Annotated in this window: 22 protein-coding genes and 1 tRNA gene; 2 read left to right on the top strand and 21 right to left on the bottom strand. The window is 67.3% G+C overall.

Annotation, left to right across the window (positions count from 1 at the left end):
• Nucleotides 1–133 precede the first annotated feature (133 nt).
• Both BLU38_RS04285 and BLU38_RS04290 read right to left on the bottom strand, forming a co-directional pair.
• Nucleotides 134–1,360, bottom strand: coding sequence for a branched-chain amino acid ABC transporter substrate-binding protein (locus BLU38_RS04285; RefSeq protein ID WP_091520392.1), 1,227 nt, complete (start codon nucleotides 1,358–1,360; stop codon nucleotides 134–136).
• Nucleotides 1,361–1,671: 311 nt separating this feature from the next.
• Entirely contained in the window at nucleotides 1,672–2,241 is a 570-nt protein-coding gene (locus BLU38_RS04290) for an ANTAR domain-containing response regulator (protein WP_231920370.1), read from the bottom strand.
• 201 nt (nucleotides 2,242–2,442) lie between these two features.
• On the opposite strand from BLU38_RS04290, the gene BLU38_RS04295 reads away from it, so the two are divergent.
• Nucleotides 2,443–2,525 (top strand) — tRNA-Leu (locus BLU38_RS04295).
• 134 nt (nucleotides 2,526–2,659) lie between these two features.
• Here BLU38_RS04295 and thpD read toward each other — a convergent pair.
• From thpD to ectA, 4 genes are all read right to left on the bottom strand, one after another.
• On the bottom strand, nucleotides 2,660–3,553 hold the full coding sequence (gene thpD, locus BLU38_RS04300; RefSeq protein WP_091520399.1) for an ectoine hydroxylase: 894 nt from the start codon (nucleotides 3,551–3,553) through the stop codon (nucleotides 2,660–2,662).
• Between the two features lie 163 nt (nucleotides 3,554–3,716).
• Nucleotides 3,717–4,124 carry an ectoine synthase gene (locus BLU38_RS04305; protein WP_091520403.1) on the bottom strand — a complete coding sequence of 136 codons (408 nt, stop codon included), beginning with the start codon at nucleotides 4,122–4,124 and terminating at the stop codon, nucleotides 3,717–3,719.
• A 46-nt stretch (nucleotides 4,125–4,170) separates the two neighbouring features.
• Entirely contained in the window at nucleotides 4,171–5,550 is a 1,380-nt protein-coding gene (gene ectB / locus BLU38_RS04310) for a diaminobutyrate--2-oxoglutarate transaminase (protein WP_091520406.1), read from the bottom strand.
• A 222-nt stretch (nucleotides 5,551–5,772) separates the two neighbouring features.
• Complete coding sequence (ectA, locus tag BLU38_RS04315; RefSeq protein ID WP_231920169.1) at nucleotides 5,773–6,282, bottom strand: diaminobutyrate acetyltransferase; 510 nt, start codon at nucleotides 6,280–6,282, stop codon at nucleotides 5,773–5,775.
• A 314-nt stretch (nucleotides 6,283–6,596) separates the two neighbouring features.
• On the opposite strand from ectA, the gene BLU38_RS04320 reads away from it, so the two are divergent.
• Complete coding sequence (locus BLU38_RS04320) at nucleotides 6,597–7,481, top strand: class I SAM-dependent methyltransferase (RefSeq protein ID WP_091520410.1); 885 nt, start codon at nucleotides 6,597–6,599, stop codon at nucleotides 7,479–7,481.
• 106 nt (nucleotides 7,482–7,587) lie between these two features.
• On the opposite strand, the gene pyk is transcribed toward BLU38_RS04320, so the two are convergent.
• From pyk to mraY, 15 genes are all read right to left on the bottom strand, one after another.
• On the bottom strand, nucleotides 7,588–9,003 hold the full coding sequence (gene pyk / locus BLU38_RS04325) for a pyruvate kinase (protein WP_091520413.1): 1,416 nt from the start codon (nucleotides 9,001–9,003) through the stop codon (nucleotides 7,588–7,590).
• Nucleotides 9,004–9,093: 90 nt separating this feature from the next.
• Nucleotides 9,094–10,020: an RluA family pseudouridine synthase gene (locus tag BLU38_RS04330; protein ID WP_091520416.1), complete on the bottom strand. Its 927-nt coding sequence runs from the start codon at nucleotides 10,018–10,020 to the stop codon at nucleotides 9,094–9,096.
• Nucleotides 10,017–10,709, bottom strand: coding sequence for a signal peptidase II (locus BLU38_RS04335; protein ID WP_091520420.1), 693 nt, complete (start codon nucleotides 10,707–10,709; stop codon nucleotides 10,017–10,019). The genes BLU38_RS04330 and BLU38_RS04335 overlap by 4 nt, the downstream gene beginning before the upstream one ends.
• Nucleotides 10,682–11,113: a TraR/DksA family transcriptional regulator gene (locus BLU38_RS32275; RefSeq protein ID WP_231920371.1), complete on the bottom strand. Its 432-nt coding sequence runs from the start codon at nucleotides 11,111–11,113 to the stop codon at nucleotides 10,682–10,684. The genes BLU38_RS04335 and BLU38_RS32275 overlap by 28 nt, the downstream gene beginning before the upstream one ends.
• A gap of 1,183 nt (nucleotides 11,114–12,296) precedes the next feature.
• Nucleotides 12,297–13,238, bottom strand: a complete 942-nt coding sequence (locus tag BLU38_RS04355; protein ID WP_091520436.1) for a DivIVA domain-containing protein — start codon at nucleotides 13,236–13,238, stop codon at nucleotides 12,297–12,299.
• 275 nt (nucleotides 13,239–13,513) lie between these two features.
• Entirely contained in the window at nucleotides 13,514–13,696 is a 183-nt protein-coding gene (locus tag BLU38_RS04360; protein ID WP_091520441.1) for a DivIVA domain-containing protein, read from the bottom strand.
• A gap of 111 nt (nucleotides 13,697–13,807) precedes the next feature.
• On the bottom strand, nucleotides 13,808–14,104 hold the full coding sequence (locus tag BLU38_RS04365) for a YggT family protein (protein ID WP_091520445.1): 297 nt from the start codon (nucleotides 14,102–14,104) through the stop codon (nucleotides 13,808–13,810).
• Nucleotides 14,105–14,235: 131 nt separating this feature from the next.
• The gene (locus BLU38_RS04370) at nucleotides 14,236–14,862 is read right to left on the bottom strand and encodes a cell division protein SepF (protein WP_091520448.1); all 627 of its coding nucleotides are present in this window, start codon (nucleotides 14,860–14,862) and stop codon (nucleotides 14,236–14,238) included.
• Nucleotides 14,863–15,204: 342 nt separating this feature from the next.
• Nucleotides 15,205–16,680 (bottom strand): cell division protein FtsZ, encoded by a 1,476-nt coding sequence (ftsZ, locus tag BLU38_RS04375; protein ID WP_091520452.1) that lies wholly within the window; start codon nucleotides 16,678–16,680, stop codon nucleotides 15,205–15,207.
• Between the two features lie 344 nt (nucleotides 16,681–17,024).
• On the bottom strand, nucleotides 17,025–17,759 hold the full coding sequence (locus tag BLU38_RS04380; RefSeq protein ID WP_091520455.1) for a cell division protein FtsQ/DivIB: 735 nt from the start codon (nucleotides 17,757–17,759) through the stop codon (nucleotides 17,025–17,027).
• Nucleotides 17,756–19,351, bottom strand: a complete 1,596-nt coding sequence (gene murC / locus BLU38_RS04385) for a UDP-N-acetylmuramate--L-alanine ligase (protein WP_091520459.1) — start codon at nucleotides 19,349–19,351, stop codon at nucleotides 17,756–17,758. Before murC ends, BLU38_RS04380 begins: the two co-directional genes overlap by 4 nt.
• A 2-nt stretch (nucleotides 19,352–19,353) precedes the next feature.
• A complete protein-coding gene (gene murG / locus BLU38_RS04390; protein WP_091520463.1) occupies nucleotides 19,354–20,547 on the bottom strand; it encodes an undecaprenyldiphospho-muramoylpentapeptide beta-N-acetylglucosaminyltransferase in 1,194 nt (397 codons plus the stop codon).
• On the bottom strand, nucleotides 20,544–21,884 hold the full coding sequence (ftsW, locus tag BLU38_RS04395) for a putative lipid II flippase FtsW (RefSeq protein WP_231920170.1): 1,341 nt from the start codon (nucleotides 21,882–21,884) through the stop codon (nucleotides 20,544–20,546). The genes murG and ftsW overlap by 4 nt, the downstream gene beginning before the upstream one ends.
• A gap of 6 nt (nucleotides 21,885–21,890) precedes the next feature.
• On the bottom strand, nucleotides 21,891–23,363 hold the full coding sequence (gene murD, locus BLU38_RS04405; protein WP_091520473.1) for a UDP-N-acetylmuramoyl-L-alanine--D-glutamate ligase: 1,473 nt from the start codon (nucleotides 23,361–23,363) through the stop codon (nucleotides 21,891–21,893).
• 115 nt (nucleotides 23,364–23,478) lie between these two features.
• Nucleotides 23,479–24,531, bottom strand: a complete 1,053-nt coding sequence (mraY, locus tag BLU38_RS04410; protein ID WP_407939695.1) for a phospho-N-acetylmuramoyl-pentapeptide-transferase — start codon at nucleotides 24,529–24,531, stop codon at nucleotides 23,479–23,481.
• Nucleotides 24,532–24,548 lie beyond the last annotated feature (17 nt).

Genomic DNA, 24,548 nt, shown 5'->3' on the forward strand with positions numbered 1-24,548 from the left:
CCCCTCGATTGGCTCGCACGCGACAACCACCGATCGATGATCGGGACAGGGCGCCGATGGGGACAGGAGACGCAGCTCCTATCCCCATCGACGTCCACCCATCATCGCCCGATGGCGTCGCCGGTGTGGTTGTTCACTTGAACTCGCCGGTCTTGACCGGCTTCCACTTCCCGTCCTGCACCTCGTAGACCGTCAGCACTCGGGTGGTCGCGTCACCGAACTCGTCGAACGCGACGTGACCGGTCGCACCGTCGAAGTCGCTCTTGCCGACCGCGGCGATGGTGGGTTCACGAGCCGCACTGGCGTCCTCGGCCTTGGGCAGCGAGGTCTTCAGGCCGTTGATGATCGCGTTCGCCGCGTCGTAGGAGTAGGCGCCGTAGGCACCGTACGGTTCCTTGTAGCCGCCCTTGTTGTAGGCATCGACGAAGGCCTTCGCCGAGTCGAGGGTGTCGGCCGGAGCGCCGACCGATGTGGCCAGGTCACCTTCGGAGGTCTTGCCCGCCTGCTCGATGTAGGACGGATCGTAGATGCCGTCGCCACCCATCAGCGGGACATCGAGGCCACCGGCCTTCATCTGCTGGCTGAGCGGACCGGCCTCGGGGTACTCACCGCCGTAGTAGACAGCCTTCGGCTTGGCCGCCTTGGTCTTGCTGATCACCGGGCCGAAGTTGGAGTCGTCGGGGTTGATCGTCTGCGCAGAGACGATCTTGCCGCCGAGCTTCTTGTACTCCTTGCTGAAGGCTGCGACCAGGCCCTGGCCGTAAGCCTTCTTGTCGTGGATCGTCGCGAGCTGCTTGATGCCGGCTTCCTGGTAGAGGTAACGAGCCGCGAACGGGCCCTGCACGTCGTCGGTCGTACAGGTCCGGAAGTAGTTCTCGTAAGCCCGCTTCGGGTTGTCGGCGTCCTCGCCCTTGGTCAGCGAGACCCCGGTGTTGGCCGGTGAGACCTCGACGATCTTGGCGCTGTTCAGCACCGGCTGGACGGTCTGTCCGACCGAGGAGTTCAGCGGCCCGACGACGCCGACGACGGCGTCGTCGCTGCTCAGGTTGGTGGCAGCGTTACGACCGGTGTCCGGCTTACCCTCGTCGTCCTCACTACGGACCTTCAGCGTCCAACCGGGAATGGTCTTGTTCTCGTTGGCCTGCTTGACGGCCAGATCGACCGAATTCTTGATGCCCAGGCCCAGCGGAGCCAGATCGCCGGTCAACGGCGCCACCACGCCGATGGTCGCGGTCTTGGTCTCACCCGACCCTCCTTCGCCACCGCCGCCGCCCGACCCTGACCGGGTGCCGCAGGCGGTCGTAGTCAGAGCGAGGGCCAGCAGAGTCGTCCCTGCGATGACAAGTCGATGCTTGCGCACTGATTCCTCCTGAATAGGTCGGCTGGTCAGCCGACTACCCGGCCCCCGGCAGGGGTCTCCCGCCAACGTCAAGCCCGGATGGGGATGAACTTTAGATCGAACTGAGAGTGCATGTGAACCACAACCGGTCGTGTTGTCGCTTCGTTACCCAACCGTCCCTTGCGTGTCGGCTGTGCGAACGACCCGGCTCACGACCCGCGGCCGGAACGCGACGACGCCCGACCGTTGGCCACGGTCGGGCGTAGTCGAACGTCCTGATTCGGTTGTGACGGTTCAAGAGATCTGCGTCGGCAGATCTGCGCCGGCTGCTGTCAGTTGCCGGGCTTGGCACCGTGTGAGATGACGCCTTCGGCCACCTCGCGCATCGACTTGCGCAGGTCCATCGCGGTCTTCTGGATCCACCGGAACGCCTCCGGCTCGGTCAGCCCCAGCCCGACCTGCAGCAGCCCCTTGGCCTTGTCCACGATCTTGCGGGACTCCAGACGTTCCTCCAGGTCGGCGACCTCGGCCTCCACGGCCAGGATCTCCTGGTAGCGGGCGATCGCGATCTCGATCGCCGGCACCAGGTCGTCCTTGCCGAACGGCTTGACCACGTAGGCCATCGCCCCGGCCTCGCGGGCGCGCTCGATCAGGTCTCGCTGGCTGAACGCGGTCAGCATCACCACCGGCGCGATCCGATCGGCAGCGATCTTCTCGGCCGCGGAGATGCCGTCCATCTTGGGCATCTTGACGTCCAGCACGACCAGGTCAGGCTTGAGTTCGGTGACCAGGGCCACTGCCTGCTCACCGTCGCCTGCCTCGCCGACGACGTCGTACCCTTCCTCGCCGAGCATCTCGACCAGGTCGAGTCGGATCAGCGACTCGTCCTCGGCAACGACCACGCGCGGCGCTGCGCTCTTGGCCGACTTGCTCGGGTTGGCTGTCGTGTTGGTCTGCGGTGGAACCGCCGCTTTGCTCTCGGTCACGGGACAACTGTAACCAGCCGACGTTACGATTCGGAGACTTGCCTGGGTTCTGCTCCCGCGAGGTGGCTGTGGCACAATGTTCGTCGCTCTACTCGCGGGTCCACTTCGGGCCCGCCTGCCGAGGTGGCGGAATGGTATACGCGGACGGCTCAAACCCGTCTGCCCGCAAGGGCGTAGGGGTTCGACTCCCCTCCTCGGCACCCACCCGCGGACGAGACAGCCGGCCGGCACCGTGCGCGGACAGCACACAGCCGCACCGGTTGCGTCGATCCGCACCAGGTGTGCCTGGTGCGGATCGACGCAGCCGGTGCGGCTGTGGTGGTGCTGGCTCGGACTAACCGACCGGGGTGAAGTCGCGGGCCCCGAGGAACTCCGGCCGCGGAGCGGGCGCGGCGAATGGCTCGACACAGGTGTTCTCGACGCTGTTGTAGACGATGAACACGTTCGACCGCGAGTACGGCGTGACGTTGCCGTTCGAGGCATGCATGCAGTTGGAGTCGAACATGAACGCGCCGCCGGCCGACCCCTCGATCACGTCGATCCCGTACTGGTCGGCGAAGCGGGTCAGGGTCTCCCGATCCGGGGTACCGGCGCCCTGCATCACCAGCGAGCCGCGGAAGTTCTCCTCCGGGGTCTCACCGACGCAGCCGATGTAGCGGGTGTGTGAGCCCGGCATGATCATCAACGGTCCGTTGAAGGAGTAGTTGTCGGTCAGCGAGATCGAGATGCTGACCGCCCGCGGCGTCGGCATCCCGTCCTCGGCGTGCCAGGTCTCGAAGTCCGAATGCCAGGAGAACTCCTTGCCCTCGAATCCCGGCTTGAAGTTGACCCGGCTCTGATGGATGTAGACCTCGGAGCCGAGGATCTGTCGGGCCCGATTGACCACCCGCGGATCGTTGGCGATCCTGGCGAACACCTCGCTGCTGCGATGCACCTCGAAGATCGACCGGACGTCCTGCGACTTGGCCTCCACGATGGTGCGTTCGTCGGCCCGGACCTTCGGGTCGGCCGACAGCCGGGACAACTCGGCCCGCAGCTGCGACAGTTCGTCAGCATCGACCAGCTGGTCGATCAGCACGTAGCCGGTCTCGGCGAAGTGTTCCAGGTCGGCGGTCCCGAACGGGCCACCAGCCGCATCACCCCAGACCGGTGGCTCACGGCGTTCGATCACCTGCGGCCGGCTGATCGTGCGCGTCGGGTAGGCGTCGGTCTGCGTGCTGACGGACATGTCGGCTTCTCCTTCGTACAAGTCGCGAGAGATTCCTTTTCAGTTGTCCCCACCCCTGCCACAGAAACCTCGATATATCGAGGTTGCGCACGTTCCCGGACCGCGGGAACGTGTCCAACCTTGATATATCGAGGTTCGGTTGTGGCTTGTGGGGCGGGTGGGATCAGGCTGTTGCGGTGGCCGGTTCCTCGGTGAGGAGGGGGTAGACGCCGTCCTCGTCGTGCACCTCGCGGCCGGTGACCGGCGGGTTGAAGGTGCAGGTGCAGTGGATGTCGGTCTCCGGCTTGACCGTGTGTCGATCGTGCTTGTCCAGCAGGTACATCGTCCCGGGCTTGAGCTCGAACTCTTCGCCGGTGTCGCGGTTCAGCAGCTTGCCGGTGCCCTGGTAGACGTAGACGCACTCGATGTGGTTGGCGTACCACATCTCGGTCTCGGTGCCGGCGTACAGCACGGTGTCATGGAACGAGAACCCGACACCGTCCTTGGCCAGCACGAACCGGCGGCTCCGCCAGGTGCCGTGCTCGACGTCGGACTCGGTGTCGTTCAGTTCATCGAGGTGGATGACCTTCATCTGGTGCCTTTCGGATCTTCGAGTTTTCGGGGTGGGACGTCCGCGGTCAGCCGACCAGCGACGGTTCGCGGCTCAGATCGATCTTGAGTACGGCGCCGGTCGCGGCGAGCAACAGGTCGATGCCCTCGGCCAGCTCGTCCTCGGTGATCGTCAGCGCCGGCATGATCTTGATCGCTTCGCTCTCCGGCCCGGACGTCTCGACCAACAGACCGCGTTCGAAGGCGGCGGCCTGGATCTTGCCCGCGACCTCGGCGTCGTCGAAGGCGACGCCGGTCAGCAGGCCGCGACCGCGTAGCGCCGCGCCGTCCACCGACTCGACGATGTGGTTCAGCGCGTCCTGCAACTGTTCGGAGCGATCGGCGACATTGCGTTGCAACCGGTCGTCGGTCCAGAACGTCTCCAGCGCAGCGGTTGCGGTCACGAACGCCGGGTTGTGTCCGCGGAAGGTGCCGTTGTGTTCGCCCGGATCCCATTGATCCAGTTCGGGCCGCAGCAGGGTGAGCGCCATCGGCAGCCCGTATCCGCTGATCGACTTGGACAGGCAGACGATGTCGGGCTGGATTCCGGCCGGTTCGAAGGAGAAGAACGTGCCGGTACGGCCACAGCCTGCCTGCACGTCGTCGACGATCAGCAGCACCTCGTGCCGACGGCAGAGTGCGTGCAGTTCGCGGAGCCAATTCATCCGAGCGGCCCGCAGACCGCCTTCGCCCTGGACCGTCTCCACGATCACAGCAGCCGGAACGGCGAGACCGGAGCCGCTGTCCTCCCAGGCCTTCTCCAGCCACAGGAAGTCGGCGGTCTGGCCGTCGAAGTAGTCGTCGTACGGCGCCGGGCTGGCGTGATAGAGGGGTGTCCCCGCGCCGGCCCGCTTCATCGAGTTGCCGGTCACCGCCAGCGACCCGAGCGTCATGCCGTGGAAGGCGTTGGTGAAGCTGACGACCTGCTCACGACCGGTGCACTTGCGGGCGATCTTGAGCGCTGCCTCGACCGAGTTCGTCCCGGTCGGCCCGGGGAACTGGACCTTGTAATCCAGCCCGCGCGGACCGAGCACGATCCGGTCGAAGGCCTCCAGGAAGTTCCGCTTGGCCACGGTGAAGGTGTCCAGCGAATGGGTCACGTGCTCACCGGTCAGGTAATCCAGCAACGGCTTGCGCAGGGCCGGGTGGTTGTGCCCGTAGTTGAGCGCACCGGCGCCGGAGAAGAAGTCCAGGTAGCGGGTGCCGTCCTCGCTGTACTGATAACAGCCGCGGGCGGTGTCGAAGACCGCCGGCCATTCGGTGCAATAGCTGGCCACCTGGGACTCGCGATCATGGAAGATCTGCGTCTCCGGGGTCGGCTTCGCGGGGTCGGCGTCGCCGTCACTGTCGGCGGCCGGTTGCCGGTTGCGCTGCTGTTCGAGCGGCGTCTGGCTCGGCTTGGTGGGCATCAGATGATCTTCTTCCGGTGGTGGGTGTGATTGTCGGTACGGTCACAACGGCCGGCTGTGGCGGTCGAGTCTGCGGACCGCTCTACGGACAAGGGCGTGCGCGGTGCTGCACGGTGACATCCGATCAACGTCACAAATCTGATCTTGGTCGGCCGGCGCGTGCGGGCAGCGGCCGATCGGCGCGAAGTTGATCAAGGGCGGATGCCGCCCTGCTGCGAACCGTCAGCCCAGCGGGCCGATCCGATACAGCCGCTCGGCGTCGTGATTGTCCGGGAAATGCTTTGTCTGGAACAGATCCGATCGGCTGAGCGTGCTCCCCCGCCGTTCGGCGAAGGAGGTGAACAGCGCGATCGAGGCGGCATTGTCGTCGGTGATCGTGGTCTCCAACCAATCGATGTCCTCGACCCGATCGACCAATTGGTCGAGCATCGCGCCGGCAACGCCACGGCCGCGGTGTTGTTCGTCGACGGCGACCTGCCAGACCATCAGCGTCCGCGGTTCGTCGGGCCGCCGATAGCCGGTGACGAATCCTGCCGGCCTGCGATCGTCATCGACGGTGGCGATCACCGAGGTTGCGGCGTAGTCGCGGCACCACAACAGATAGGCGTACGACGGATTCAGGTCGAGCGTCCGAGAGTCCCCGGCGATCTGCCACAGAGCTCCGGCATCGTCCAACGACGGTTCGCGGACGTCGATCGCGAGGGTCGAGGTAGCGGTTCGGTCCTGTGTCACGGGGGCGCTGATCACGTGCAAGTAAGTTAACGAGATCCTGCGGAGGATCAACCGCAGCGGCCTCGAAATATTTCGACACGCCGTCTCATGTCGCAGTCCGACACGCCCGGGAAAGCGGTGTTTGCCTGCGGCTTTGGCTGTCAAGCACCGAGCCTCGATATTTCTGCCGCAGTTGTCCACATGGGGAGACAATTTGTTCCATGCCCAGCTGGCAGCGCGTTCGGCGTCCCGTCTCGCCCGGGTGCCATCGCCGAGCCGGATCAGGCTCGACGGCCGTTGGAGATCGGATCCTGTTTCTGAAACACTCCAGCATCATGGATGCTTCACAGGTTCCGGATGACAGCACCCGCGATCCGGCCGACGGCACTACCGTCGACGAGACCGAGAACGCCGCCCACACCGACAGCAGTGCTGCTTCCGACAGCGGGGCTGCTTCCGACAGCGGGGCTGCTTCCGACAGCGGGGCGGGCGCCTACGCCGCCGCGACCGGACGCGATCTGGAGCAGAGCGGTGGTGGCGGCGACCAACGCAACTACCGCCGCTACCAGTTCGATCTGATCGCGCCGCACTGCGGCCCCGAACTCCTCGAGGTCGGAGCCGGGATGGGTGACTTCTCCGCCCAGTTCACCGACCGCAAGCGATTGATCGTCACCGACGTCGACCCCGGAGCCGTCGCGTCGATGGCCGAACGCTTCGCCGATCGCCCCGAGGTGCAGTCCACCCGACTGGACCTGGCAGCGCTTTCCCCGGAGGACGCCGACCGACTGGTCGAGAGCCAGGGGCCGGTGGACACCGTGCTGGCCATCAATGTCCTGGAACACATCGAGGATCACGTCACCGCGCTGCGGTCACTGTCCCGGCTGGTGCGCCCCGGCGGCACCATCGTGCAGTGGGTGCCCGGCTACCAGCAGCTGTACGGCGACTTCGATCGCAAGGTCGGTCACGTCCGGCGCTACACCCCCGACACGCTGTCGGCCGCCGCCCGGGAGGCCGGTCTCGGCGTCAGCACCTGCAAGCCGGTGAACCTGCTCGGCGGCATCGCCTGGTGGGCCTTCGTCGGCAAGGGCGGCACCGGCAGCCCGAAGCCGGCCCTGGTCAAGATCTACGACGCCGTCGTCGTCCCGGTGACCCGAGTGCTGGACAAGCTCCCGATCCCGTTCGGCCAGACCATCGTCGGCGTCTTCACCCGCGAGTCCTGACCCCGCACCACAACACAGCCGACCCGTCAGTTTCTCCCCGACACGCCGGGCGTGTCGGGGAGAAACTGACGGGTCGGCTGTTGTTCGGCGGGTGTGTGGGGGTGGGTCAGAGTGGGAGGCCGACCTTGCGGACCCGGACCATGTTGGTCGCGCCGGCCTTGCCGGGCGGGGAACCGGCGATGATCACGACCCGCTCGCCCTCGACGATCTGACCGGACTCGGTCAGCGCCTTGTCCACCTGACGGATCATGTCGTCGGTGTGGGTGACCATCGGCACCAGGTGGGTCTCGATCCCCCAGCTCAGGGTCAGCTCGGCGCGCGTGCTCTCCAACGGCGTGAACGCCAACACCGGGATGCCGGACCGCAGCCGGGACAACCGACGGGCGGAGTCACCGGAGTGGGTGAACGCCACCAGGTACTTCGCACCGACACCGGCGGCGATGTCGGCGGCCGACTTGGTCAGCACACCGGCGGTGGTGTGCGGATCCCAATCGATCGAATGCATCTCAGCCATTCCGTGGGCCTCGGTCTCGTTCACGATCCGAGCCATCGTCTCCACGGTCAGCACCGGGTACTGGCCGACACTCGTCTCGCCGGACAGCATCACCGCGTCGGCACCGTCCAACACCGCATTGGCGACGTCGGAGGCCTCGGCACGGGTCGGCCGCGGCGCGCTGATCATCGACTCCAACATCTGGGTGGCGACGATCACCGGCTTGGCCCAGCGGCGGGCCGCGGTGACGATCCGCTTCTGGACCAGCGGCACCTCCTCCAGCGGAAGCTCGACACCAAGATCACCGCGGGCGACCATGAACGCGTCGAACGCGTCGATGATCTCCTCGAGGTTCTCGACCGCCTGCGGCTTCTCGATCTTGGCGATGATCGGGACCTTGCGTCCCTCCTCGGCCATGATCTTGTGGGCCATCTCGATGTCGGCTGCGGTGCGGACGAAGGACATCGCGATCATGTCCACACCCTGGGCCAGTGCCCAGCGCAGATCGGCCTGGTCCTTCTCACCGAGCGCCGGGACGCTGACCGCGACGCCGGGCAGATTGATGCCCTTGTTGTTGGAGACCGGACCGCCGACCTTGACGGTGGTGATCACGTCGGTGTCGGTCACCTCGTCGGCCTGCAGCTGGATCCGACCGTCGTCGATCAGGATCAGGTCACCGGGCTGGACGTCTCCGGGCAGATCCTTGAACGTGGTGGAGCACCGCTCGACGGTGCCGTCGCAATCATCGGTGGTGATGGCGAACTTCGCACCGTAGGCCAGTTGCACCTTGCCCTCGGCGAAGCGACCGAGACGGATCTTCGGTCCCTGCAGGTCGGCAAAGATGCCGACCGGGCGACCAACCTCCTCGGCAGCGGCCCGGACGCCTTTGATGTTGGCCAGGTGGTCGGGATAGTCACCGTGGCTCATGTTCAACCGGGCAACATCCATACCCGCGCGCACCAGTTCGACCAAACGCTCCTCCGAGGCGGTCGCTGGGCCGAGGGTGCAGACAATCTTCGCTCTACGCACGCCCCAGACCCTATTACGTCGGACTGAGAAGGAGCACAGCGGACCGCGGAACGGGACCTCGGCGGCGGTCCGCAGCCCCGATCCGACCGATCAGCCGGCGCGGACGAGCTCCAGGGCCTGCTGCAGATCGTCGGGATAGTCGGATGCGTATTCGACGTAGTCACCGGTCGCCGGATGGACGAATCCGAGCCGTACGGCGTGCAGCCATTGCCGGATCAGCCCGAGCTCGGCGGCCAGCTTGGGATTGGCGCCGTAGGTCGGGTCGCCGACACACGGGTGCTTGATGGCAGCCATGTGGACCCGGATCTGATGGGTCCGCCCGGTCTCCAGCTTGACCTCGAGCAGGGAGGCGCCGCGGTGCGCCTCCAGGGTGGTGTAGTGGGTGACGCTGTGCCGGCCGCCGGCCATCACCGCCATCTTGTAGTCCGCACCCGGATGCCGACCGATCGGGGCGTCGATCGTTCCCTCGAACGGATCGGGATGGCCCTGCACCAGGGTGTGGTAGGTCTTGTCGACCGTACGATCTCGGAACGCCTGTTTCAGCACGGTGTAGGCGCGTTCGCTCTTCGCCAGCACCATCAGTCCGGAGGTGCCGACGTCCAGCCGTTGCACCACACCCTGACGTTCCGGGGCCCCGGAGGTGGAGATCCGGAAGCCGGCACCGGCGAGATGCTCGGTCACCGACGGCCCGTCCCATCCCAGGCTCGGATGGGCGGCGACTCCGACCGGCTTGTCGACCACCACGATGTGGTCGTCGTCGTGGATGATCCGGACTCCGGCCACCACCTGCGGCGTGACCGGCACGCCGGCCCGCTGATCGGGGAGGTCGACCTCCAGCAGCGATCCGGCGAGCACCCGGTCCGATTTGGCGGCCGGCGCCCCGTCCACCCGGACGGCTCCGGACGCCGCCAGGTCGGCGACCTTGCTGCGGGACAGCCCGAGCATCCGGGCCACCGCGGCATCGACCCGCTCACCCTCCAGCCCGTCGGGGACCAGGACGGTCTTCGATTCGCTCATCGCGAGCTGTCCAGGTCAGTGCCGTCCTCGGCCGCGGAGTCCTTGCCTGCCTGCCGCTGATCATCGAGATCCGCCGGTGAGGTCGTGCCCTCCACCACGGTCGCGCCCGCTACGGCCGTCTCCGACGCCTCTCGTTCGGCTCGAGTCGGGTACCGGACGCCACCGAGTGAGACGTTCTTGAAGATCGCCAGGATCAGGATCAGCGCGGCAGCACCCGTGACACACATGTCGGCGACGTTGAAGATCGCGAAATGCGGTAACTGGACGAAATCGACGACGTGGCCGTGGAACGGCGACGGCGGGCGAAAGATCCGGTCGGTGAGATTGCCGGCCACCCCGGCGGTGAGCAGACCGAGTGCGACCGCCCACCCGAGATGGGCGATCCGTCGCAGCAACACCAACAGCACGAAGAGCAGCGCCGCCATCGCCAGCACGGTGAACACGATCGTGTAGTTCTCACCGAGGCTGAACGCGGCACCGGAATTGCGGATCAGCTGCAGCGTGATCAATCCACCCAACAGCGACGGCGGATCGGCCGGGTCCAGGTGGGCGACCGCCAGTTGCTTGGTGCTGAAGTCCAGCGCCAGGCCGACCAGCGCGACGGCAGCAAACAGCCACCGGCTCGGTGCTCGCCGGCGGCTGCTGCTGGGAGTGGACTCGGTTATCGACGTTCCTCGCGCTGTTTGCATTCCACACACAGTGTGGCACGCGGGAACGCCTGCAGCCGCCCCTTACCGATCGGCTTGCCACAGTTGTCGCAGGCACCGTAGGTCCCGTTGGCGATGTGTCGGAGCGCGAGCCGAGTCTGGTCGAGCAGTTCACGGGCGTTGTTGGCCAGCGACATCTCGTGGTCACGTTCGAAATTGGTCGAGCCGACGTCGGCCGGATCGCGGCCGGCACCTTCGCTCCCGTCCCGGAGCAGCCCGACCAGCTCCGATTCCGACACCTCGATCTGATCGGCCAGCCGGGCGATCTCGCTTTCCAGCTCGTCGCGGACCTCCTGCAGCTCCTCTGCGGTCCACGGATCCTCGCCCGGCCGGATCGGCAGGTCGGCCGCTGTGGTCCCGGCGCCGGTGGCGACGGACGGGTCGATGGTCGAACTCGCCGTCGCGGTCGCGCCCCGATCGGCGGTCTCGGAAGGTGGCGAACCTGCGGTCGCCGATGATGTCTTCGTCACGGTCCCTATCTTCTTCGTCTTGGTCGGCTTTCGGGCCGAATTCTCAACATCGGTGTTCAGCGTCGCTGCGGAACCATTGTCTTGTCTGTCCTGAACTTCTGATGTGGCCTGAACTTCTGATGTGGTCTGAACTTCTGATGTGGCCTGATCTCCCGAGGCCGACGACTTGGTCCGGGACGGTACTGCCCGACCGGTGGTCGGCTCGGCCGCCGCGTCGGACGTCGAGGCGGGCTTCCGGGTGGCCGCTTTCGGTGTCGCCGCTCGCTTTGTCCCGGCTTGCTTGGTGGCCGTCTTCTTCGTCGCGGCCTTCTTCACCGCCGCTTTGGTAGCAGCCGACTTCGTCCCGGTCGATTTTGTCTCGCCGGTGCCGGCTTGGGCGGCCTTTGAGTGAGAGGATTTCGTCGCCACGCGCTTTGCCGGGCTCTTGGTCGTCTTCTTTGCCGCAGTTTGCTTTGTCGCCGTCTTCTTTGCCGTGGCTTTCGTCCCCGGCTGCTTTGCCGACGTCTTTTCAGCCGGTTTCGCCTTTTCCGATGCCTTCGTCGGCTGGGCCTTCTTCGGCTGGGCCTTCGTCGGCTGGGCCTTCTTCGCCTGGGCCCTCTTCGCCTGGGCCTTCTTCGTCTGGGTCTTCTTTGCCGATGCGCCGTTCGTTCCCGTGGCCTGTTTCGTGGACGTCCGTTTCGTCGCCGTCGTCTTCGCGGCCGAAGCCTGTGCCAGGACCGTGGCCTTCGTCCCCGTCCTGCCTGCGGCGCGGCTCTCCGCGCGCGCTGCTGCCGGCGTGGCACCGCTCCCGGTCTTCGGACCGGGCACCGATCGTCGACTCGTAGCGGCAGATCTTGTCGCGTTGGCGGTCATCATCGAGGCCCCTTCATGCTCCGTACGGCGGATGCGAGGAAGTCTCACGAACAGTAGGGCCCAACGTGGGTTTCTTCAATGAATAAACCGCATGTTTCGGTAACTTCAGGGGTTTTCACCGGTATCCGAGCACAGAAACGCCGAATGGGCCCGCAGTGGGGCCCATTCGGCAACGACTCGGTGTCGATGATCGATCAGGATCGTCCGGGCCGATGGGCGCCATCGGTCCGGGACGAAACAGGTCTGCTCAGTGCTGCTCGCCCAGCAGGGCGTCCAACCGCGGGGTCTCCGAGGAGCCCTGCGATTTGTCGGCGCTGCTGCTGTCGGACGCCTTGTCGGTGCTGGACTGCTGATTGGCGGCCCGGCTGCCGTTGGAACCGTTGCCACTTGCGTTACCCGAGGACGATTTGCCCGACCCGGAGTTGCCGGAACTCCCGGTCGACCCCGACCCGGTCGCACCGCGACTCGGCTGGGCATTGGTCTCCGACAGCAGCTTCGGCGTCGACCCCTGCGGCTCGGCGCGGCCGGAGCTCAGCGAGTCGATGTGGCTCTTCAGCTCATTGGTCATGTTCTGTCGGAAGTCGCTCTCGAACTTCCGCAGCTCGGAGACCGAGAGGACCAGCTGGTCACGCTGCTTCTCCAGCTCGCTGAACAGCTCGCGACGCTTGTCCTCGGTGTCCTGGTCCAGACTGTCGGCGCGGTTCTGCGCGTCGGAGCGGATCCGCTCGGCGTTGACCCGTGCCTCGCTCTCCACCCGCTCGGCGCGGGTGGTGGCGTCGGTGGTCACCTGCTTGCTGGTGCGCTCGGCGTCGGACTTGATCTGGCTCGCCTGCGCCTCCGCCTCGGCGACCAGGCTCTCGGCCTGCTCGGTCGACATCTGCACCAGTCGGACGACGGCCGGGCTGGCCTCAGCGCTGGTGGTGACGACGAGCCGCTCCGCACCGGAGGCGTTCGCGACAGACGACGACGGTGCCGCGGCCGCGGGCTGCCGCTCGGCGGCCTTCTCGGTCGAGCCGGCGGTCGCCTTGAGCGATTCGACCTGGCGCTTCAGGTTGGCGTTCTCTTCTTGCAACTGCTCGAAGGACGCTTCGACTTGGTCGACGAACTCGTCGACATCCAAGACCTCGTAGCCGGACCTCTTGGCCATCCGGAACTTGATGTTCCGGACCTCGTCCAGAGTCAGCGACATCGTTCACCTCAGGTTCTGAAAGTTGCTGTTCTTGACAGGCACTGCCTGCTTCAACGCCCGGTTTGACCATCGTTCACGCCCGATCAACCAGGGCACACCCACCTACCGTACCTAATCCACGCGACTGTGAGCGAATCACGGTTGACAAGTTTTCGTCCGGACCGATTCACCCCGTCCGGTCCACTCCGCTCGGTACCGACAGCGCGGACTCGAACGGCAGGCCCTGCGGGACCGGGCTCGAGCGCCACCGACAGATCACTGCGGCAACTGTCGATTCACTGCGGCAGCTGCTGGCGGAGCCGCTCGACGTCGGCGCGCAACAGCCGATTCTCCTGGAGCAGCGCCGTCACGTGTTGCTCGACCAGGTCGATGAACTCGTCCACGTCGACCACCTCGTACCCGGAGCGCTTGGCCATCCGGAACCGGACGTTGCGGATCTCGTTCAGCACATCGGACATTCTCGATTCTCCCCGGGATGCGGTGCTGGGCAGGACTGCCACGCTAGCGCCGTACGGGGCCACTCGACCCCGTAGCGCGTCCCGGTCGCAGTGAGAATGTCGGGGTGAGAATCAGGTCAGCAGCACGTAGGCGTTGACCCGCATCAGGATGATGACGCCCAGCCACAGCCCCAGGAAGGCGATGTCCAGCATCATGTTGCCGATCCGGACCGGCCGCAGCACTTTGCGGAGCAGCCGCAGCGGCGGGTCGGTCACGGTGTAGATCGCCTCCGCGACCACCAACAGCGCTCCGCGCGGCTGCCAGTCGCGGACCAGCACCGGGACCCAGGACAGGATCATCCGTCCGATCATGAACAACAGGAAGAGCCACAAGATGAAGTAGATGATCATTCCGAAGATCGCCTGCATGCTGCCCTCGTGACTCTCTGTGCTCGCCTGCCGTTGTCGACTCCAGAGTACGCGGAGATCAGCGGGTCGTCCGGGTCAGGCGACCCGGAGAGCTCCCCGAATCCCGCTCGCCGAACGTTCGGCGGCGCCGGTCAGCTCTGGTTGAAGAAGCCGCCGGCGATCCGTTCCTTGTCCTCGGCGGTCACGGTGACGTTCTCCGGGGAGAGCAGGAAGACCTTGCTGGTGACGCGTTCGATGTTGCCGCGCAGGCCGAGGATCAGCCCGGCCGCGAAGTCGACCAGGCGCTTGGCGTCGGCATTTTCCATCTGGGTCAGGTTCATGATCACCGGCACGCCGTCACGGAAGTGCTCGCCGATGGTCCGGGCGTCGTTGAACGACCGGGGATGAACCGTGACGATCCGGGACAAGTCGGCTCTCTCCTGCTGAGGTGCTGGTGCTTCGACGACCGCCTGCGCGGCGGCTGTCTGCTGGTTGCCGGTGACCACCGGCTGCGCGTTGCTGTGCGCGGTCGGCTGACCGGCCGGTTCGCGGCGGGTCTCCAGCGGCGTGACACTTGCGCCGTTGGACCGCTGGTCCTGGCTGTGGTCCGACGAGGCGCCCTGGCCGTACCCCGAGGACTGGCGCGACTGCCCCTCGGACTCGGCCAACAGGTCCTCTCGGGCGACGCCCTCGGTCGGCTCGTTGTCGTCGTATTCGGGGTACCGGTCGTCGGTGACGAGACCGAGCCACGCCGCCGCCCGCTTCAGCCTATCCGCCATCTTTCCTGTGACCTCTCCGCTCCAGATACGTTCGCGCTCGACCCTACCGGCTGGTCCGGCCGCTGCGACCGAACCGACGCCCGACACGCCTAGGAGGCTGCTGAACAAATGTGCCCGTCGCGAGCGGTGCGTACAGCGCCCGCGCAGCAGGGCAGATTGTTCAGCGGTCTCCCAGGCAGCTTCAGCGGTACGCGTCCGGCCGCCGGAGCCGAATCGGTGCCGAACCCTCCGACCGGGTGGCGATCGCGGCTTCCTCGTCCACGATCACCACCCGCCCGGTCGCCTGTGTTACTCATGAAGCTGCCTCACTCATGAAGCTGTTGGTACTTCACGAAGCCGGCGTTACTTCAGGAAGTCGGGAACGTCCAGGTCGTCGTCGTCCTCCACCGGCTGATTGGTGCGCGGCCCGAAGCCGTTGGACGCCGGCGGGTTGAACGGGCTCTGCCGGCCGGACTGGCCGGGCTGCGCCGCGGGCGCACCGCTCGGACGGCCCTGCTGACCATTTCCCGGCTGGCCACCCTGCTGCCCGGTTCCCTGCTGGCTGCCGGCCTGCTGTCCGGGCGTCCGGCCGTTGCCCTGCCCGGCGGCCTGCTGGCCACCGTTCTGAGCGTTACCACCCTGCTGCCCCGGACGCTGACCGCCGTACTGCTGGCCGGAACCCTGACCGAAACCGGACGGCTGGCCGGAACCCTGACCGAAGCCGGACTGCTGCCCGACCGGCGCCGGCTGCCGTGCCGGTGCACCGGCGCCGCTGTTCGGTGCGCCGGTGGACGTCGGTGCGGGGCGGGACTGGTTGCCGGTGGCCTGACCCTGCTGCTGTCCCGAGCGGACGGCGGTTCGTCCGACGCCGGGCTGGCGGCGCGGCGGATGGCCGTCCTCGAAGCCGGCGGCGATCACGGTGACCCGGACCTCGTCGCCGAGGGCGTCGTCGATGACCGTACCGAAGATGATGTTGGCTTCCTCGTGGGCCGCGTTCTGGATCAGGTCGGCGGCCGCGGAGACCTCGAACAGGCCGAGATCGGAACCGCCGGCGATCGACAGCAACACGCCCCGGGCGCCGTCGATGCTCTCCTCCAGCAGCGGTGAGGAGACCGCCATCTCGGCGGCAGCGCGGGCGCGTTCCTCGCCGCGGGCCGAACCGATACCCATCAGCGCCGAGCCGGCGTTGGACATCACGGACTTGACGTCGGCGAAGTCGAGGTTGATCAGGCCCGGAGTGGTGATCAGGTCGGTGATGCCGGAGACACCTTGCATCAGCACCTGGTCGGCCTGCTTGAAGGCGTCCAGGATGGCGACCTGATGGTCGGTCATCGCCAACAGCTTGTCGTTGGGGATGGTGATCAGGGTGTCGACCTCTTCACGGAGGTTGTTGATCCCCTCCTCGGCCTGCACCGAGCGACGCCGCCCCTCGAAGCTGAACGGCCGGGTCACCACACCGATGGTCAATGCGCCGAGCGATCGGGCGATCCGGGCCACCACCGGCGCGCCGCCGGTGCCGGTGCCGCCACCCTCACCGGCGGTGACGAAGACCATGTCGGCGCCCTTCAGCGCCTCCTCGATCTCGTCGGAATGATCTTCAGCGGCCTGCCGACCCTTGTCCGGATCGGCTCCCGCGCCGAGACCGCGGGTCAGGTCGCGGCCGATGTCGAGCTTGACATCGGCATCGCTCATCAGCAGGGCTTGGGCGTCGGTGTTCACCGCGATGAACTCGACGCCTCGCAAACCTGCCTCGATCATCCGGTTGACGGCGTTGACTCCGCCGCCACCGACCCCGACCACCTTGATGATCGCCAGGTAGTTCTGCGATGCAGTGACCACTTGATCCCGCCTCTTCTCGCTGCCGGGTATGTGCAACGGTTCGTAGCTCTTGCATGTCTGTCGATGCCCCGCCCTGAACCCCCTGTGGGAGGTCTCGACGCTCGGATCAGACGATCTCGACCGGCCCGCGGCGCTGCTTGCGGGTCAGTCTCGACCTGAGGTCCACGGGGAAGAAGTCCAACGTCCAGACCGAGGCGTGCACGTCACGTTATGAGGTCTGCATCGGGAAAGTCCACACGACATACCTTGGGCGCGAGATCGGTGTGTCAGAGCCCATATTTGTCTCAAGTTCTACTTGACCTTGACGGCTAGTTGATCATGAAACCGGAGTCGGGTAAGGGGCCTCAGCGGATCGCCGGATTGCCCGGTGCCGAGACGTCGAAGTGGGTGCCCGGCTGCTTGAGCAGTGGGGCCACCACCTCCGCCTTCAGCGCGGACTGATCCTCACTGCCCCAGAAGACGACGTCGCCGTTCTTCAGCTTGAGCTGGATCGAGTCCCTGGTCGGTGCCTGGATGGTTTCGATCTTGCGCTGCAACGAGTTCGGCAGGGCGGCGACGACGGTCGCCAACGCCTTCAGCAGCTGCGGTTGGGAGCTGTTCGCCGTGGCCCTCGGCAGTTCGTCCGCCGGCGACGTCACGGTCTGGTAGCCGACGCCATGTCGATCGACCAGCAGGTAACCGTTCCCCTGCTTCACGGCGTAGGCCGGGGTGCGTTCGACGACATCGATCCGCACCGTGTGCGGCCAGTCCCTGCTGACCCGGGCCGACTCCAGTTCGCCGATCCCGGCGACCCGCTGTTGGACGGCGTCGACGTCCAGTCGTGCGAGCGGTGCGCCCTTCGGTACGGCGGCGACCTCGACGACGGCCGATTCGTCCAGCTGCTTGGCGCCCTTGACCTGGACCCGGGAGACGGCCAGCAGCGAGGAGAAGCCGACCACCCAGATCGCTGCGGCGATCAGCACCAGGATCAGCAACGGCACCAGGACGGCCAGCAGCAGCCGACGCCGGCGGGCCCGCCGTTCGATCTGATCGGGATCGTCGTCGTGTCGGATCCGCAGATCCTCGCGGGTGATGGTCATCGCGCCGCCGTCGGATCGCCGGTCGCCTCCCGGCCTGCCGGGCCGCGGTCTCCGTAGCCCGGGTCACCGGAGCGGGTGCCGAGCTCGTTCACGATCAGCGGGGCCACCTTGGTGACGTCGCCGCAGCCGAGGGTGATCACCAGGTCGCCGGGTCGGGCGATGCCGGCAACCGTCGCGGCGGTGGCATCCCAGTCCGGTTCGTAGGTGACGTGGGCGCTGCCGGCCGGGACCGCGTCGGCGACGAGCTTGCCGGTGATGCCGTCGATCGGGTCCTCCCGGTCACCGCAGACGTCCATCACCACCGCCTCGTCGGCAGGTTGCAGGGCGGCGCCGAACTCGCGCCAGAAGTCCCGGGTCCTGGTGTAGAGATGCGGTTGCATCACCGCGACCAGGCGGCCACTGCCGCTGTCGTCGACGGCGGCTCGGGCGGCCTTCACGGTGTTGGCCACCTCGGTCGGATGGTGTGCGTAGTCGTCGAACACCCGGACACCACCGTTGCTGCCGACCAACTGGAACCGCCGGTAGGTGCCGGGGTAGCTGCTCAGCGCCTCGCGGACTGCTGCCGGCTGGTGGCCGGTACGGGTGGCGACCGCGTAGGCGGCGGCGGCGTTCCACAGGTTGTAGTCGCCCGGAACGACCAGCCGCACCGGTCCGGAGTGTTCCCCGTCGGTCAGGGTGAACCGGGAGCCGAGGTCGGCGAAGGACTCGTCGCTGATCCGGATGTCGGCATCGGCGTCGTGGCCGAAGGTGACGATCTCGGGGATCGGTTCGCCGGCAGCACCGTGGGCACGGACCTGCTCGGTGAGTTGCACCGCTCCCGGCTCGTCGGCGCTGATCACCAGCAGTCTGACCCTGCTGCCGTCCGCGGTCGGATGCGGCGTGGTGACGAACCGGAGGAAGCCGGCCCGGTAGTTGTCCGGTGTGCCCCAGTTGACCAGGTGATCGGGATCGACGTTGGTGATCACCGCGATCTCGGTCGGATACTGCAGGAACGAGCCGTCCGACTCGTCGGCCTCGACCACGAAGTCGGGTCCCGATCCCAGATGTCCGCCGGTCTTCGGGTGCTCGGCCGCGTCACCCTTCTCGGTCCCTGAGTCCGACCTGTCCTCGGTCGCTGAGCCCGTCGAGGGGTGATGCAGCGCTCCCCCGATCACGTACGAGGGATCGGCACCGAGCGCGGTCAGCAGGTGGGCCGTCATCGCCGTCGTGGTGGTCTTGCCGTGCGTGCCGGCGATCGAGATGCCCCGCTTGCCGGACATCAACGACGCCAGCGCGACGCTGCGGTGCAGCACCGTGAGACCGCGTTCCCGGGCCCGTGCCAGCTCCGGATTGCTGTCCCGGATCGCCGACGAGGCGACCACCGTACGGGCATCCCCCAACTGCTCGGCTGCGTGTCCGACGTGGGTCCGGACGCCGAGCGCGGCCAGCGACCTGAGGTAGTCGGAGTCGTTGCGGTCGCTGCCGCTGACCTCGATCCCGCGTTGGGCGAAGACGGTGGCCACGCCGTTCATCCCGGAGCCGCCGATCGCGATGAAGTGCACGGGACCGAGCTGGTCGGGGTCTGGTACCACGGTCGGTTCGATCAATGCCACGGCTATCGCTGCTCCCCGGACGTCTTCTGCTTGCTGGCGGCGACCTCGAGGGTCAGCCGGGCCAACGCCGACGCGGCGTCGGCCGAGGCAACGCTACGCGCCGCCTGCGACATCGCGGTCCGCACCGCCGGGTCGTCCAGGATCGCCGGCACCTCGGTCGCCAGGATGTCACCGGTGAGGGTGGCGTCGTCGAGGAGTTTGGCTCCGCCCGCCTTGACCACCGAGGTCGCGTTGCGCGCCTGTTCGCCGTTGCCGACCGCGTACGGGACCAGCAGCGACGGCAGACCGAGCAATGCCTGTTCCAGGGTCGAGCTGGCACCGGCGCGGCTGAGCACCAGATCGGCCGCGGCATAGGCCAGTTCCATCCGTTCGACGAAGCCGACGGGCAGATAGCGCGCCTCGGTCTGCGGGTCGGTGATCGCGACATCGGCGTCGGTGATGTTCCGGCCGCCGAGCACGTGCAGGATCTGGATCCCCGAAGCCAGCAGGCCGGCCCGGGCGTCGACGACCGCCCGGTTGATCCGCAGCGCGCCCTGGGATCCGCCGGTGACCAGCAGGGTCGGCATGTCCGGGTCGAGCCCGAGCGCCGAACGTCCCTCGCTCTTGAGCCGCTGCCGGGTCTGGTCGTCGGCGTCGGCCAGCTCGGTGATCGCGCTGCGCAGCGGCAAGCCGATCCATCGGGCATGCGGCAGCGGGGTGTCGGGGAACGAGGTCGCGACGTGCCGGGTGAAGCGGGCGGCCAGCCGGTTGGCCAGCCCGGGCAGGGCGTTCTGCTCGTGGATCACGATCGGGATCCCGAGCCGCCGGGCCGCGAGGTAGGCCGGTGTCGAGACGTAGCCGCCGAAGCCGAGCAGCACGTCGGCGTCGGTCTTGCGCAGGATCGCCGCCGCTGCGGAGATCGAGGCACCGAGCCGGAACGGCAGCTTGGCCAGGTCGGCGCCCGGCTTGCGGGGCATCGGCACCGGCGGGATCAGCTCCAGCGGCAGCCCGGCCGCCGGAACGGTGGTGGTCTCCAGGCCGCGGGAGGTGCCGATCGCGGTCAGTGTGATGCCCGGTTCGAGGATCCGGAGCTGCTCGGCGGTGGCGATCAGCGGCGAAGTGTGCCCGGCCGACCCGCCGCCGGCGAGCACGACGCGATGTACGCCGGCCACCCGATGGTCGCGCGCGGTGGACTGCCCCGAGGTGCGATCGTTCATCGGCCGGTGTTCCGCTTCCGACCGCGACCGTCGACCACGGTGGTCATCTCCGGCCGCACCGGCTTGGGGGCCTTGGACAGCAGTTTGCGAGCGGCCGGCTCGTTGCGAGCGCAGAACACCAGCACGCCGACCGCGATCACGTTGGCCATCAACGCCGAACCACCGTAGGACAGCAGCGGCAACGGCACACCGGCGATCGGCAGCAGTCGCAGGACCACACCGAGATTGATCAGTGCCTGAACCATGAACCAGGACGTCACACCGGCGGCGAGGTAGCGGGAGAACCGGTCGTCGGAACGGGCCGCGATCCGCAGGCCCGCATAGCCGAGCACCAGGAACAGCCCGAGGACGGCGAGACTGCCGAACAGACCGAGTTCCTCACCGATGACGGCGAAGATGAAGTCGGTGTGCGCCTCCGGAAGGCTGCCCCACTTCTGCCGGCTGGCGCCGAGTCCGACACCCCACCAGCCGCCCGAGGCGATGCCGCGCATCGCCACCGTCGACTGCAGGTTGGCGCCGGCGGTGTCGGCGGCCGGGTTGAGGAAGGCGAACAGCCGGGTCATCCGGTTCGGGCTGCTGATGAACAGCACCACGACGCCGGCGATGCCGAGCACTCCGATCGAGGCGAAGATCCGCATCGGTGCCCCGACGATCCACAACACACCGGCGACGATGCCGGCCATCACGACCGCGGTCCCGGCGTCGCCCTGGAACACCACCAGCATGATCATCAGGCCGGTGACCGGCAGGAACGGGATCAGCAGGTGTTTGGGTTGATCAAGGAGTTTGTCCTTGCGGGCGAGCACGTCCGCGGCCCAGACGATCATCGCGAGCTTGGCGAATTCTGACGGTTGCAGCCGGAGCATCGGGCTGCCCAGCTCCAGCCAGTTCTGGTTGCCGTTCACCGTCACGCCCAGCGGCGTGTAGGTCAGGATCAACAGCGCCGCCGAGACGAACAGTGCCAGCCAGCCGACCACCTGCAGCATCGAGCGGGACATCCTGGTGACCACGAACGCGGCGATCAGCCCGACGACCAGGAACACCGCCTGCCGCTTCAGGTAGTAGTAGGCGTCGTCGTTGTTCTGGTAGGCGTACACGCTGGAACTGGACAGCACCATCATCAGCCCGAGAGCGACCAGCAGGCCGGCCGAGGCGAGCACCAGATGGAAGCTGGCCAGCGGCTTGTCCAGCATCGTCCGCAGCCAGTCCAACCGACCGGCCGTCGGGGTCGCGGCCGTCTTCGAGGCCGAGGTCGGACGCGACGACGAACTCTTACCGCCCGATCGGGCCCTGCCCGTTCTGGTCCGGGATGGCCGTACGTCGCTGGTGGCGCTCAACCTGAGTCACTCCCCTCGGGCAGCCAAGCCCTGGACCGCCGTGGCGAAGGCGTCGCCCCGCTCGGCGTAATCGGTGTACATGTCCCGGCTCGCACACGCCGGGGCCAGCAGCACCACGTCGCCGGGGCGAGCCAACGACGCGGCCGCCTCGACGACCCGAGCCATGGCACCAGTGTCGGTGTCCGGCACGCTGATCACCGGGACCTGCGGCGCGTGTCGGGCCAGGGCCTCGGCGATCCGGTCCCGATCGACCCCCAACAGCACCGCGCCGCGGAGCCGTTCGGCGTGCTCGGTCACCATCTCGTCGAAAGTGACGTCCTTGGCCTGGCCGCCGGCCACCCAGACCACCGAGTCGAACGCGGTCAGCGAGGCGTGTGCGGCATGCGGATTGGTGGCCTTGGAGTCGTCGATGTAGCGCACCCCGCCGATCTCGCCGACGGTCTGGATCCGGTGCCCGCCGACCCGCATCGCGCGCAGCCCGTCGCGAACCGCGGTCGGGCTGACCCCGAAGGATCGGGCCAGCGAGGCCGCGGCCAACGCGTTGGCCACGTTGTGCGGTGCCGAACCGGCGCCGGCCGCGTCCGGGGCGATGTCGGCCAGGGTGCCCAACTCGACCGCCGAGGTCTGCCGCTGCTCGATGAAGGCCCGGTCGACCAGGATGTCCTCCACCACGCCGAGCATCGCCACCTTCGGTACGCCGAGGGTGAAGCCGATCGCCCGTGCCCCTTCGACGACGTCGGCCTCCTCGACCATCCGCCGGGTGACCTCCTCGGCGACGTTGTAGACCGCGGAGTGCTGCACGTTGTGGAAGATCACCGCCTTGTCGGCGGCGTACTGCTGCTCGCTGCCGTGCCACTCCAGGTGGTCGGGATGCAGGTTGAGCACGGCGGCCGAATGCAGCGACAGGCTGTTGGTGCGGTGCAGTTGCTGCGCACTCAGCTCGACGGCCAGCACGTCGTACGGTTCGGGGTCCAGCACGATCTCGGTCAGCGGCCGGCCGATGTTTCCCACCGCAGCCGTCCGCAGCCCGGCCGCGGTGAGCATCGAAGCCAGCATCTCGGTCGTCGTGGTCTTGCCGTTGGTGCCGGTGATCCCCAGCCAGGGGATCTGTTTCTCGGGCTGCATCAGCCGCCAGGCCAGCTCCGGTTCGCTCCACACCGGTACGCCGCGGGCCGCCGCCTCCAGCATCATCGGCTGATGCGGCGGCAGCCCGGTGGTGATCACCAGGTCGGCATCGGCCGGTAGCCGATCGGTGCTGCCCGGCCCGAGCCGTACGGTGCCGCCGAGCGTCTCCAGCAGCGTGGCCCGCTCGGCCACCGGCCCGGAATCGGCGTTGTCCAGCACGGTGACCCGGGCGCCGTACTCGATCAGCCCGTCCGCGGCGGCGAACCCGGCCACGCCCAGCCCGGCGACCACCACCCGGAACCGGCTCCAGTCGCTCGCACCGTTCAGCGCGGCCAGCTCATCCGTGCCCGTCATCGCTCACCCCTGCTCCCTCTCACACCACTCCAGACCCACGCCGCACCAGTTGCGTACCTTCGCACCCTGTGTGCACGGTGCGAAGGTACGCAACCGGTGCGGAGGGTCGGGTACGTCATCGGACCAGCCATTCGGCGTAGAAGATCCCGAGACCACCGGCGACGCAGAGGCCGGCAATGATCCAGAACCGCATCACGATCGTCACCTCGCCCCAGCCCAGCATCTCGAAATGATTGTGCAGCGGCGAGTTCTTGAACAGCCGTTTCGGGGTGCCGGTCAGCCGCCGGGTGGCCTTGAAGTAGCTGGTCTGCAGGATCAGCGAGCCGGCCTCGATCACCATCAGCCCGCCGAGCAGGATCAGCAGCAGCTCGGTCCGGCTGAAGATCGCGAACGCCGCCAGCCCACCACCGAGCGAGAGCGCGCCGGTGTCACCCATGATGATCTTGGCCGGCTTGGCGTTCCACCACAGGAAGCCGAAGCAGGCGCCGGCGAGCGCCAGTGCCACCGCCGCCAGGTCGTAGGGGTCGCGGACCTCGTAACAGTTCGGGCCGGCCGAGGCGAACCGGGCGCAGGACTGGTTGTACTGCCAGATGTTGATCAACGCGTAGGCACCGAAGATCATTGTGCAGGATCCGGCGGCCAGTCCGTCCAGACCGTCGGTCAGATTGACCCCGTTACTGGCGCCGACGATCATCAGCAGGATCCAGATCACCACCAGCACCAGCGGTAGCTGCGGCGGGATGTCCCGGAGCAGCGAGATGAACGGCGAGGCGGGCGTCAGGTCACGCCGGTCCGGGAAGCTCAGTGCCCCGACGGCAAAGACGCCACCGATCAGCAACTGGCCGATGATCTTGAGCATCCCCGGCAGCCCGCGGGAATGCTGCCGGGTCACCTTGAGCCAGTCGTCGAGGAAGCCGATCACGCCGAGCCCGTTGATCAGGAAGAGCACCAGGACCGCAGAGATGCTGGGCTTCTCCATGGTGATCAACTTCGCCAATAGGTAGGACAGATCGACCGCGACGATGATCACCACCCCGCCCATCGTCGGCGTGCCCCGCTTGATCTGGTGACTGTCCGGGGTGCCGTCCCGGAACGGCTGACCGAGGCCCAGACGGGTGAACAGGCCGATGGCCAGTCGGGTCCCGAACAAGGCTCCGAACAGAGCCATCACCCCGGCTATCGCAA

Origin of the sequence: Microlunatus soli (genome assembly GCF_900105385.1) — a bacterium.
GTDB classification, from domain to species: domain Bacteria; phylum Actinomycetota; class Actinomycetes; order Propionibacteriales; family Propionibacteriaceae; genus Microlunatus; species Microlunatus soli.